This is a genomic window from Acinetobacter sp. AOR01_HL (assembly GCF_027855455.1).
Lineage (GTDB): Bacteria > Pseudomonadota > Gammaproteobacteria > Pseudomonadales > Moraxellaceae > Acinetobacter > Acinetobacter baumannii.
On record NZ_JAKTIM010000053.1, the window covers coordinates 1 to 12,517 of the forward strand.

9 protein-coding genes, 2 tRNA genes and 3 rRNA genes are annotated in these 12,517 nt (G+C 41.9%); 9 read left to right on the forward strand and 5 right to left on the reverse strand.

Annotation, left to right across the window (positions count from 1 at the left end; genetic code table 11):
* The first annotated feature begins 174 nt into the window (after positions 1–174).
* The 5 genes from MKL62_RS16670 to rrf all read left to right on the forward strand — a co-directional run bounded on the left by MKL62_RS16670 (position 175) and on the right by rrf (position 5,511).
* Positions 175–1,711, forward strand: a 16S ribosomal RNA gene (locus MKL62_RS16670).
* Between the two features lie 59 nt (positions 1,712–1,770).
* Positions 1,771–1,847: transfer RNA gene (locus tag MKL62_RS16675), tRNA-Ile, on the forward strand.
* A gap of 55 nt (positions 1,848–1,902) precedes the next feature.
* A tRNA-Ala gene (locus MKL62_RS16680) sits at positions 1,903–1,978 on the forward strand.
* 340 nt (positions 1,979–2,318) lie between these two features.
* Positions 2,319–5,211 (forward strand): 23S ribosomal RNA (locus tag MKL62_RS16685).
* Positions 5,212–5,396: 185 nt separating this feature from the next.
* Positions 5,397–5,511: ribosomal RNA gene (gene rrf / locus MKL62_RS16690) — 5S ribosomal RNA — on the forward strand.
* The 16S, 23S and 5S rRNA genes sit together here with 2 tRNA genes alongside, the layout of an rRNA operon.
* Positions 5,512–5,720: 209 nt before the next feature.
* Here the strand turns inward: rrf and MKL62_RS16695 are convergent.
* The 3 genes from MKL62_RS16695 to MKL62_RS16705 all read right to left on the reverse strand — a co-directional run bounded on the left by MKL62_RS16695 (position 5,721) and on the right by MKL62_RS16705 (position 9,061).
* Positions 5,721–7,094, reverse strand: coding sequence for a dihydrolipoyl dehydrogenase (locus MKL62_RS16695; protein WP_030423625.1), 1,374 nt, complete (start codon positions 7,092–7,094; stop codon positions 5,721–5,723).
* Between the two features lie 86 nt (positions 7,095–7,180).
* Entirely contained in the window at positions 7,181–8,374 is a 1,194-nt protein-coding gene (locus MKL62_RS16700) for a hypothetical protein (RefSeq protein WP_000779309.1), read from the reverse strand.
* A 351-nt stretch (positions 8,375–8,725) separates the two neighbouring features.
* The gene (locus MKL62_RS16705; protein WP_001293924.1) at positions 8,726–9,061 is read right to left on the reverse strand and encodes a protein tyrosine phosphatase family protein; all 336 of its coding nucleotides are present in this window, start codon (positions 9,059–9,061) and stop codon (positions 8,726–8,728) included.
* A gap of 192 nt (positions 9,062–9,253) precedes the next feature.
* Between MKL62_RS16705 and MKL62_RS16710 the strand changes: the two genes are divergently transcribed.
* From MKL62_RS16710 to MKL62_RS16720, 3 genes are read left to right on the forward strand one after another with little or no spacing between them, the layout of a single operon-like run.
* Positions 9,254–10,150 (forward strand): alpha/beta hydrolase, encoded by an 897-nt coding sequence (locus MKL62_RS16710; RefSeq protein WP_000543478.1) that lies wholly within the window; start codon positions 9,254–9,256, stop codon positions 10,148–10,150.
* Positions 10,151–10,588 carry a thioredoxin TrxC gene (trxC, locus tag MKL62_RS16715; RefSeq protein ID WP_000587649.1) on the forward strand — a complete coding sequence of 146 codons (438 nt, stop codon included), beginning with the start codon at positions 10,151–10,153 and terminating at the stop codon, positions 10,586–10,588.
* Position 10,589: 1 nt separating this feature from the next.
* Positions 10,590–11,012, forward strand: coding sequence for an acyl-CoA thioesterase (locus MKL62_RS16720; RefSeq protein WP_005127942.1), 423 nt, complete (start codon positions 10,590–10,592; stop codon positions 11,010–11,012).
* Positions 11,013–11,052: 40 nt separating this feature from the next.
* Here the strand turns inward: MKL62_RS16720 and MKL62_RS16725 are convergent, their stop codons facing one another.
* Positions 11,053–11,547, reverse strand: coding sequence for a DUF4442 domain-containing protein (locus MKL62_RS16725; RefSeq protein ID WP_002046687.1), 495 nt, complete (start codon positions 11,545–11,547; stop codon positions 11,053–11,055).
* 35 nt (positions 11,548–11,582) lie between these two features.
* Positions 11,583–12,071 carry a YajQ family cyclic di-GMP-binding protein gene (locus tag MKL62_RS16730; protein WP_001138893.1) on the reverse strand — a complete coding sequence of 163 codons (489 nt, stop codon included), beginning with the start codon at positions 12,069–12,071 and terminating at the stop codon, positions 11,583–11,585.
* 91 nt (positions 12,072–12,162) lie between these two features.
* On the opposite strand from MKL62_RS16730, the gene MKL62_RS16735 reads away from it, so the two are divergent.
* Complete coding sequence (locus MKL62_RS16735) at positions 12,163–12,477, forward strand: rhodanese-like domain-containing protein (RefSeq protein WP_000619820.1); 315 nt, start codon at positions 12,163–12,165, stop codon at positions 12,475–12,477.
* Positions 12,478–12,517 lie beyond the last annotated feature (40 nt).

Below are 12,517 nucleotides of genomic sequence, written 5' to 3' on the forward strand. Positions count from 1 at the left end.
ATCATTAAGAGAATTGAAGAACAACTTGTGTGGATTTTTACTGATTGATTAATCGAAATAATTTTCATTGATTGATTGGTTTAAATTACTCGAAGTTTATTTGAGCGAAATTTAAGTCAGTAATTGATGAGCCAGAATTGGTACCTTGTCTATAAATAAGGTGCAAAATGATTTTAACTGAAGAGTTTGATCATGGCTCAGATTGAACGCTGGCGGCAGGCTTAACACATGCAAGTCGAGCGGGGGAAGGTAGCTTGCTACTGGACCTAGCGGCGGACGGGTGAGTAATGCTTAGGAATCTGCCTATTAGTGGGGGACAACATCTCGAAAGGGATGCTAATACCGCATACGTCCTACGGGAGAAAGCAGGGGATCTTCGGACCTTGCGCTAATAGATGAGCCTAAGTCGGATTAGCTAGTTGGTGGGGTAAAGGCCTACCAAGGCGACGATCTGTAGCGGGTCTGAGAGGATGATCCGCCACACTGGGACTGAGACACGGCCCAGACTCCTACGGGAGGCAGCAGTGGGGAATATTGGACAATGGGGGGAACCCTGATCCAGCCATGCCGCGTGTGTGAAGAAGGCCTTATGGTTGTAAAGCACTTTAAGCGAGGAGGAGGCTACTTTAGTTAATACCTAGAGATAGTGGACGTTACTCGCAGAATAAGCACCGGCTAACTCTGTGCCAGCAGCCGCGGTAATACAGAGGGTGCGAGCGTTAATCGGATTTACTGGGCGTAAAGCGTGCGTAGGCGGCTTATTAAGTCGGATGTGAAATCCCCGAGCTTAACTTGGGAATTGCATTCGATACTGGTGAGCTAGAGTATGGGAGAGGATGGTAGAATTCCAGGTGTAGCGGTGAAATGCGTAGAGATCTGGAGGAATACCGATGGCGAAGGCAGCCATCTGGCCTAATACTGACGCTGAGGTACGAAAGCATGGGGAGCAAACAGGATTAGATACCCTGGTAGTCCATGCCGTAAACGATGTCTACTAGCCGTTGGGGCCTTTGAGGCTTTAGTGGCGCAGCTAACGCGATAAGTAGACCGCCTGGGGAGTACGGTCGCAAGACTAAAACTCAAATGAATTGACGGGGGCCCGCACAAGCGGTGGAGCATGTGGTTTAATTCGATGCAACGCGAAGAACCTTACCTGGCCTTGACATACTAGAAACTTTCCAGAGATGGATTGGTGCCTTCGGGAATCTAGATACAGGTGCTGCATGGCTGTCGTCAGCTCGTGTCGTGAGATGTTGGGTTAAGTCCCGCAACGAGCGCAACCCTTTTCCTTACTTGCCAGCATTTCGGATGGGAACTTTAAGGATACTGCCAGTGACAAACTGGAGGAAGGCGGGGACGACGTCAAGTCATCATGGCCCTTACGGCCAGGGCTACACACGTGCTACAATGGTCGGTACAAAGGGTTGCTACACAGCGATGTGATGCTAATCTCAAAAAGCCGATCGTAGTCCGGATTGGAGTCTGCAACTCGACTCCATGAAGTCGGAATCGCTAGTAATCGCGGATCAGAATGCCGCGGTGAATACGTTCCCGGGCCTTGTACACACCGCCCGTCACACCATGGGAGTTTGTTGCACCAGAAGTAGCTAGCCTAACTGCAAAGAGGGCGGTTACCACGGTGTGGCCGATGACTGGGGTGAAGTCGTAACAAGGTAGCCGTAGGGGAACCTGCGGCTGGATCACCTCCTTAACGAAAGATTGACGATTGGTAAGAATCCACAACAAGTTGTTCTTCATAGATGTATCTGAGGGTCTGTAGCTCAGTTGGTTAGAGCACACGCTTGATAAGCGTGGGGTCACAAGTTCAAGTCTTGTCAGACCCACCATGACTTTGACTGGTTGAAGTTATAGATAAAAGATACATGATTGATGATGTAAGCTGGGGACTTAGCTTAGTTGGTAGAGCGCCTGCTTTGCACGCAGGAGGTCAGGAGTTCGACTCTCCTAGTCTCCACCAGAACTTAAGATAAGTTCGGATTACAGAAATTAGTAAATAAAGATTGAGATCTTGGTTTATTAACTTCTGTGATTTCATTATCACGGTAATTAGTGTGATCTGACGAAGACACATTAACTCATTAACAGATTGGCAAAATTGAGTCTGAAATAAATTGTTCACTCAAGAGTTTAGGTTAAGCGATTAATCTAGATGAATTGAGAACTAGCAAATTAACTGAATCAAGCGTTTTGGTATGTGAATTTAGATTGAAGCTGTACGGTGCTTAAGTGCACAGTGCTCTAAACTGAAATGTTGAAGTTACTAACTTGTAGGTAACATCGACTGTTTGGGGTTGTATAGTCAAGTAATTAAGTGCATGTGGTGGATGCCTTGGCAGTCAGAGGCGATGAAAGACGTGATAGCCTGCGAAAAGCTCCGGGGAGGCGGCAAATATCCTTTGATCCGGAGATGTCTGAATGGGGGAACCCACCTACTTTAAGGTAGGTATTGCAACATGAATACATAGTGTTGCAAGGCGAACGAGGGGAAGTGAAACATCTCAGTACCCTTAGGAAAAGAAATCAATTGAGATTCCCTCAGTAGCGGCGAGCGAACGGGGATCAGCCCATTAAGTTATGTGTGTTTTAGTGGAACGCTCTGGGAAGTGCGAACGTAGAGGGTGATATTCCCGTACACGAAAGGGCACACATAATGATGACGAGTAGGGCGAGGCACGTGAAACCTTGTCTGAATATGGGGGGACCATCCTCCAAGGCTAAATACTCCTGACTGACCGATAGTGAACCAGTACCGTGAGGGAAAGGCGAAAAGAACCCCTGTGAGGGGAGTGAAATAGATCCTGAAACCGCATGCATACAAGCAGTGGGAGCACCTTCGTGGTGTGACTGCGTACCTTTTGTATAATGGGTCAGCGACTTATATTCAGTAGCGAGGTTAACCGTATAGGGGAGCCGTAGAGAAATCGAGTCTTAATAGGGCGTTTAGTTGCTGGGTATAGACCCGAAACCAGGCGATCTATCCATGAGCAGGTTGAAGGTTGGGTAACACTAACTGGAGGACCGAACCCACTGTCGTTGAAAAGCCAGGGGATGACTTGTGGATAGGGGTGAAAGGCTAATCAAGCCTGGTGATAGCTGGTTCTCCCCGAAAGCTATTTAGGTAGCGCCTCGGACGAATACCATAGGGGGTAGAGCACTGTTTCGGCTAGGGGGTCATCCCGACTTACCAAACCGATGCAAACTCCGAATACCTATGAGTACTATCCGGGAGACAGACTGCGGGTGCTAACGTCCGTAGTCAAGAGGAAAACAATCCAGACCGCCAGCTAAGGCCCCAAAATCATAGTTAAGTGGGAAACGATGTGGGAAGGCATAGACAGCTAGGAGGTTGGCTTAGAAGCAGCCACCCTTTAAAGAAAGCGTAATAGCTCACTAGTCGAGTCGGCCTGCGCGGAAGATGTAACGGGGCTAAAACTATGTGCCGAAGCTGCGGATGTATACTTTGTATACGTGGTAGGGGAGCGTTCTGTAAGCCGATGAAGGTGTGTTGAGAAGCATGCTGGAGGTATCAGAAGTGCGAATGCTGACGTGAGTAACGACAAAACGGGTGAAAAACCCGTTCGCCGAAAGACCAAGGGTTCCAGTCCAACGTTAATCGGGGCTGGGTGAGTCGACCCCTAAGGCGAGGCCGAAAGGCGTAGTCGATGGGAAAATGGTTAATATTCCATTACTTCTGTGTAATGCGATGAGAGGACGGAGAAGGCTAAATCAGCCTGGCGTTGGTTGTCCAGGTGAAAGGATGTAGGCATGTATCTTAGGCAAATCCGGGGTACTCTATGCTGAGATCTGATAGCAAGCTGTACTTGTACAGCGAAGTGGTTGATGCCATGCTTCCAGGAAAAGTCTCTAAGCTTCAGTTACACAGGAATCGTACCCGAAACCGACACAGGTGGTCAGGTCGAGTAGACCAAGGCGCTTGAGAGAACTCTGCTGAAGGAACTAGGCAAAATGGTACCGTAACTTCGGGAGAAGGTACGCTGTTGTTGGTGATGGAACTCGCTTCCTGAGCTGACGACAGCCGCAGAAACCAGGCCGCTGCAACTGTTTATTAAAAACATAGCACTCTGCAAACACGAAAGTGGACGTATAGGGTGTGATGCCTGCCCGGTGCTGGAAGGTTAATTGATGGGGTTAGCGTAAGCGAAGCTCTTGATCGAAGCCCCAGTAAACGGCGGCCGTAACTATAACGGTCCTAAGGTAGCGAAATTCCTTGTCGGGTAAGTTCCGACCTGCACGAATGGCATAATGATGGCGGCGCTGTCTCCAGCAGAGGCTCAGTGAAATCGAAATCGCTGTGAAGATGCAGTGTACCCGCGGCTAGACGGAAAGACCCCGTGAACCTTTACTGCAGCTTGACACTGAACTTTGACCTTACTTGTGTAGGATAGGTGGGAGGCTTTGAAGCTGGAACGCTAGTTCCAGTGGAGCCGTCCTTGAAATACCACCCTGGTAATGTTGAGGTTCTAACTCTGTCCCGTGATCCGGGACGAGGACCGTGTCTGGTGGGTAGTTTGACTGGGGCGGTCTCCTCCTAAAGAGTAACGGAGGAGTACGAAGGTGCGCTCAGCGTGGTCGGAAATCACGCGTAGAGTATAAAGGCAAAAGCGCGCTTAACTGCGAGACCCACAAGTCGAGCAGGTACGAAAGTAGGTCTTAGTGATCCGGTGGTTCTGTATGGAAGGGCCATCGCTCAACGGATAAAAGGTACTCTGGGGATAACAGGCTGATACCGCCCAAGAGTTCATATCGACGGCGGTGTTTGGCACCTCGATGTCGGCTCATCTCATCCTGGGGCTGAAGCAGGTCCCAAGGGTATGGCTGTTCGCCATTTAAAGAGGTACGCGAGCTGGGTTTAGAACGTCGTGAGACAGTTCGGTCCCTATCTACCGTGGGCGCTGGAAATTTGAGAGGATCTGCTCCTAGTACGAGAGGACCAGAGTGGACGAACCTCTGGTGTACCGGTTGTGACGCCAGTCGCATCGCCGGGTAGCTATGTTCGGAAGGGATAACCGCTGAAAGCATCTAAGCGGGAAGCCTACCTCAAGATAAGATTTCCCTAGGACTTTATGTCCTCTAAAGAGCCGTTCGAGACTAGGACGTTGATAGGTTGGATGTGGAAGCATAGTGATATGTGAAGCTGACCAATACTAATTGCTCGTGAGGCTTGACTATACAACACCCAAGCAGTTGTATATGAAGCATCAATCGATTCTTAAATATGCAAGACAACTTGATTTAGTTATACCTCTAGCTAAAATGAACAGATAAAGTAAGATTCAATTCAGCCCAGTCTGTTACAGATTTGGAAAACGCTTCGGCATCAAGTAAGACCTAAGCAAGTATCCATAAACAGTTGTGCTGGCGACCATAGCAAGAGTGAACCACCTGATCCCTTCCCGAACTCAGAAGTGAAACCTCTTAGCGCTGATGGTAGTGTGGGATTACCCATGTGAGAGTAAGTCATCGCCAGCTCATTATTCTAAACACCCCAATCTCAAAAGAGGTTGGGGTGTTTTTTTATATGGGAAAGGGGTAAAAGTGGCTAGGTAATAAAAATAAACTGTGTATTATCTAGCTGAACAAGCTTAGCCTCAATCAAGCAAAAATGTAGCACTCAACAGAAGAAGGCTTCTTGAAGTATAAAGAGCTAACTTTGCAAGAAAGCTCTCTTTTAATAATAATTATTTCAACTGCCTGCGAGCATGTTTAAGAGCAGTACGCAGGCCTTCTTCTAGTGTTGGATGATAAAAAGGTTTCTCTAAAATATCATTTAAAGTTAGCTCTTCTCCAATAATCCAGCTTAATAGATGAGCCATATGTTCTGTAGCTTCGGTAAATAACTCTGCACCAAGCAATTTCTGACTTTCTCGCTCTATATAAACTTCAATAGCACCCTTATTTTTCCCGAGTACGATAGCTCTACCTTGTCTTTCATAAGATGCTTCACCTGTAACAAAATCTACTCCATTATCTTTAAGTTGTTTATAATTTTGTCCCACAATTGCCATTTCTGGATGACTAAATACAATTCCTAAGGGAGGGAGGGTCTTAACTGCGTTTACCTGTGGATAATTTAAACAGTTATGAACAACTTTTTTACCTTCATGGGCAGCTTCATGTTGTAAAGGAGTAGAAGTGTATGCATCACCAGCAATAAAAATTGGATAGTTATCTAATTGTTTAGTTTTTGCATTTACAGGTAGTAATTTAATATCTTTAAAAGACTTATCAATATTTTCTAGCTTTAGCGTGTCAAGTAAGCTCGAACGACCTGTTGCAGATAACACGTACTCAGTTTGGATAGACTCCTCTTTTTCATTAATTTTATAATTCAAAATAACGCCATCAGAAGTAGACTTAACCTCAAGAGGCAATGTCTCAAATAAAAAATTTAACTCTTTACTCAGTTCTTCTTGAGCGAGTTGTTGTAGCTTAGGACTAGTAAATATCCCAATTCTTTTACTACGAGCGAATATAGTGGTTTCTACACCCAAGCGATGCATGGCTTGAGCAATTTCTAGGGCAATTACTCCACTTCCAATAATAGCGATAGACTTGGGTAGGGTGCTTAATTCAAATATTTGATCTGTAGTAATAAGACGATCACCTAATTCTTGTTTCCAAGTTTGATTATAATTAGGTGTAGAGCCTACTGCTAAAATAAAACTTTTTGACTGATATCGTTTACCATTTACTTCAATAGTTTTTGCATCAATAAAATAAGCTTTACCCGAAATTTTATGTTCAGTGGGCCATTGTTCGACATCTTTTAATGTGGCCTTAGTAAAACGATCACGTAAGGTTCTCACATGCTCCATAACCTGATCAGTATTAATATCTGCTGAAGCACTTAGCCCAACCTCTTGAGCATTTTGTATATCATGCATACGGTTTGCAGTAGAGATTAAGACTTTACTTGGCATACATCCTACACGTGCGCAAGTGGTATCCCAAGGGCCATCATTTATAATTAAAAGATTATTAGTGTATTTTACTGCTTCTTTATAAGCGCTAATACCAGCCGTACCCGCGCCAATGATAATAAGATCGAACATTCTTAATGGGCTGTTTTTTAGAGATAGACATATAGAATATATAGAAAAACCCTCCTAAGCAGAGGGTTTGTTTTGCTTATTTTGACTTAAAATGTAAATTTTTGCGCGAATGGTGATTTTAAGGTAGTTGAAACAACTCCATTTTGATTAGTAGATTGACCTTCAATACTTACGCCATTAATTACATGTTTAAAGTCTAAAGTACTTCCATTCAAATCTTGTTTAAAAGTAAAAATATTTTGTCCTTCTAAATAAATACTACCATTAAACTTCTGTATATTCGTCGTTGGAGCCTCATTCTCAACTCTACTTCCTTCAATACCAGTAATATTTGGTAAGCTTAATACTTGATTCTTACCTAATCTCACTCTATATGTTGCGTTATTCGTATTGCCAGGAGTTGAGTTTACAACAAATGATATTGGTTCTGCGAAAGGAACATTAGGATTATCATTGATAAGTACATTGAAACCAGAACCACCTTGGATTACATAGAGATCGCCATCAGTTGAGGTATTATCTTTATATACGCTCATTGCGCCTGTGGTAACTTCTTTTTCATTTGGCTGGCCTGTCTGTGGATCTTGGACCATGGTAGTTGTAGTAATTTTATAATCGCTTGTGGTTGAGTTAATTAAGACAAATCTTTTTTGTTTAGTTTGTTGAAGTCCCCATGACTGTTGGAATGGATATGCAAAGGCTCCAGTAATAGTCACATCCTGGAAGTTTTTATCCTTATTTTCATTCTCAAAAATATAAATTCTGGTATTAGATTGATATTCCTGTAAATTTGGAGAAATATTATCAGAAGCAAGCTTAATATTCTTTAAATCATCTGCTGTAATATCAAAATCCCAATCATTATAACCTGTAAGTAATGATTTAATTTCTTCACCTTTAAATACGTAGCAAGCGCGATAATCTGTAGTACTATTAATAAAACATTTTTCACGATAATGATCAGTATATTTAGTAAGGTCCACTTTTCTAATATCTAAAGTTAACTTGAGCGGGCCTTGTGCAAAAGTATCTAATGCATGATCGATATAACCTTTTGATAAGCTTTCATTATTAAGATCATATGCACCAAATAAATATTTTCCTTCTTGCTTTACACTATTTAAAACAGAATTGGCAAGTTCTTGATCGGTTGAAGGTGTAGTTGGTGTTGTCGTTGAACCCGAGTCTGAGTTTTGATTATAGTAGCCATCACCACCTCCACCACAAGCTGATAAGAAAACAGCTAAAGTAAGCCCACATACCCCTTGAGTAAGTTTCATCATTATCCCCATTAAAATGATAAGTTATTTAAAATAATTTTTAGTTTTACAAAATAACATATATTTCATGAGCTTGCTCAGGATATTTACATCAAGAAAATTTAATTAAATGCTTGTTCCCATACTTACCCCGACAGTAGGGCGTACTTGCATAGATGAACACGCGCTGAGAATAAGGCAGCTTACTAATAACAAAATCAATTTATTCATAAAATAACTAAGTAAATAAAAAGTGATTTCACAACTTTAGCTGAAGACTGTTTGTATATCTGTTGAATTGATGCAGTTGTATATATTTTTTTATTAAAAAAAAGCTCTATCTTTAAATAAAAATAGAGCTTATGAATTTATTTAATCGTCTAACAAATCCATTTGTTTGGCTAATTGATAAAGATTATTTGAACGGTTTCCAGTACGGCAGAACATGAGGACCGGTTTTGGAAGTTCATTATAGTGATTTGCAAAAGTACGAACATCAAGTTCAGTAATCTGGCCAGCTACAACAGGCTGATAAACATAATCTAGGCCAGCTTGGCGTGCTGCTTCTTCAATTTGAGCACTGGTAGGTTGTTCTGGACCACCTTCCATGTCAGGACGGTTATTAATAATAGATTTAAAGCCTTTTTCTACAACTTGACCCACATGTTCTGGGCCAATTTGACCTGCGAAACCAACATTCTCTGACATTTCGTCACTCCAAAATTTAATAAAACCTCTTATGCTGTATCATAGCATTAAGCTTAACCTGAGATACAAGACACTAAAACGTTGTTCCTACATAGATAAAATTTATGTAAAAGAACAGCTCTAGATTTTTAAAAGGCGATCAGGATGTTTTTTGTAAATTCATTACTTCGACCATAATGCCACGGAGCACATATGCACGCTTATACGGTTGAGCCTTTATATGTTCCATGTGATCAGGAAATGATCGCAGCTGACTTTTATATTCCAAAAACAAATAATAAATCTGCGGTAATTATCATGGCACATGGTTTTGCCGGATTGCGTCAATTCAAACTCATCCAATATGCCCAGCGTTTTGCTCAAGCTGGCTATGCGGTTATTTTATTTGATTACCGATATTGGGGCGGAAGTACAGGTAAGCCCCGAGAGATGATTTCTATCAACTCTCAACTAGAAGACTGGAAGACCATGATCCAATATGCTTCTACGTGTAAATTTATAGATAACCGAAGAATTGTATTGTGGGGAACATCCTTAAGTGGGGGATATGCTTTAAGCCTAGCTTCTGAATTAAAGAATATTCAGGCCATTATGGTACAAATTCCATATGTTGATGGTGCGGAAACAGCAAAATTATATCCACTACAGCGTTATCCCCAAGCTTTAAAGTTGTCGAGCCAAGATTATATGGGTTCAAAAATGGGCCTTAACCCTAAAAGGTTGCCTGTGGTAGATCAATATAAATTGTGCTTTATGCCAACAGCAGATAGCTATTATGGTTATTTATCGATTGTGAATCCGGATTATTACTGGAGTGGAGAAGTCCCGGCACGCGTGTTTTTTAATTTGATGCGTTATCGCCCAATTCAACTTGTACGTCAAATTAATATTCCAGTTTTATTTATTGCGGCTCAGCATGATTCTTTGATTCCAATTGAGTCTAGTCGTGAAGCTGCGACTAATATTGCTCCTTTTGTGAGTTATCATGAATGGGATATGAAACATTTTGATATCTATCACGGTTCATGGTTTGAAAAAGCAGTGACGACCCAATTAGAATTTTTACATCAGCATATAGGAGTGATGTAAATGATTATTGTATGTGCATCGTGCGGTGCAAAAAATAGAGTACCAGAGGAAAAACTTACCGCTCAACCGAGTTGTGGACAATGTCATCAGCCATTACTCCCGCTTGCGCCAATTGAGTTAAATGAACAAAACTTTAGCAACTACATCACAAATAGTGATCTGCCTATTTTGATAGATTTATGGGCAGAATGGTGCGGACCTTGTAAAATGATGGCGCCACATTTTGCACAAGTTGCAAAACAAAATCCACGTGTCATTTTTGCCAAGATTAATACCGAAGAGTCTCCTCGCTTAAGCCAAGCATTTAATGTGAGAAGTATTCCTACCCTTGTATTAATGAATAAAACCACAGAAGTTGCTCGAATGAGCGGAGCATTACGCGCGCCTGAATTGCAACAGTGGCTAGATCAACAACTTCAAACGAATTTCGGGAGCTAAGGTGTCAGAAGCTTATATCAAACCAGAAGGAATTTTATCCTTACAAACGATTGCCATGCCAGCAGATACAAACTGGAGTGGTGATGTGTTTGGTGGGTGGATCGTGTCACAAATGGACTTGGCTGGAGCAATTCACGCGGAGCGTTTTAGTCGTGGTCGCTGTGCTACGATTTCCATTAATCAGATGACCTTTTTGGTTCCGGTAAAAGTAGGCTTTGTCATTAGCTGCTATACCAAAATCCTAAAAGTGGGTAATACCTCTATTCAAATGCAAATTGAAGTTTGGGATAGCCATGATGACTCTCGTGCCCCAATTCGTATTACTGAAGGGGTCTTTACCTTTGTTGCAGTAGATGTAAAAGGCAACAAACGTCAGATTCCTGAGGAAGCGAAACAGAAATTTCTTATCTCTCAAGAATCGTAATAAAAAAGCCCAAATTTGAATTTGGGCTTTTTTTATATCTTTATTTCTTACGTTTAGGTAACCATGCCCATAACATTTGGCATTGAATTGGTTCATTACCAGCATCATCAATCACTGTAACTGGAATAATAAGTTCACCTTTCTCATGATCAGCAATATATTTTTGCTGTTCGGTAGAGAGAATCGCTGTTGCTGTTAAACCACCTTCAACCACTTTTAAATAATCAACATGTAATGATTTGATTAATAAAATACGGTTATCTGGAATATGTAAACCCGTTAGAAAACCTGTTGCAGTTTCTGCCAAAAGCGCCATAGCCGCAGCATGGACACCTTTAATATGGTTCTGCATATTTTTTTGATTTTCTAAGCGAACCGTCACATGGTTTACATCTACTTCCAGATAGCGAATGTTTGCTGTACCCACCATTGGCACAATGCGGCCAAATGCCTTACTCCAAAGCGTACTCCGAATACCTTTAGGGAATTTTGAAGTTGCTTTTACCAGTTTTAATAGACGATTGGATTGAGACATGGGATTACCTTAATTGGGAATGTCATGCTAAGACATTAATCTTTAAAGTTATTAAATTGTAATGGCAGACCAAATTGTTGTTCACGTAAAAAAGCCATCACTTGTTGTAAAGTGTCACGCTTTTTATCAGTTACACGGATTTTGTCGCCTTGAATAGATGATTGCACTTTGATGCCACTTTCTTTAATGGCTTTATTAATTTTTTTTGCTGTATCAGAGTCAAGGCCATCTTTTAGTTTAATCACTTGTACAAAATTTTTGCCTGATGCTGTTGCTTTCTGTGGGTCAAGCGCTTGCACATCAATTTTACGTTTATAAAAGTGATTTTCTAACATGTTATAAACTTGTTCACACTGGAAATCACTTTCTGTACTGATTTTTATCTCTTTATTTTTTTCATTTAATTCGATAGAAACATCATGACCACGGAAGTCAAAACGTGTTGCAATCTCTTTTTGAGTGTTTTGTACAGCGTGATTAACTTCAAATAACTCTAATTCAGAAACAATATCGAAAGAAGGCATAGTTTAGACCTTTACAAAGTGAAAGAATATTTGAGATGCTAAGAGGGTTTTCTTCATTTGCCAAGTGTTGTTTACATCAAAGGAGTGCACAATGATCCGTAAACAAGAAATTACAACATTTGAGTTCCCAGAAAATGCCGTTATCTGGGATGTCCGTGATTCAAGTGCTTATGCAGAAGGGCATGTTAAAGGTGCGGTAAGCCGCCCAATTAATGATTTAAATGCTGATATTTTGAACCAGGTCGCTGCGGATCAGCCGATTTATATTTTATGTGGTGGTGGTAGCAAAGCTCCTCGTGCAGCTGAGAAACTAGAAGGCTTAGATGCCTCGCGTGAATATGTCGTGCTGATGGGAGGGACGCGTGCAGCTCGTGACGCAGGTTTACCTCTAGAGCAGGGCGCATAAAAAAAGCACCTTCGGGTGCTTTTTTATTGGGACCAAATTT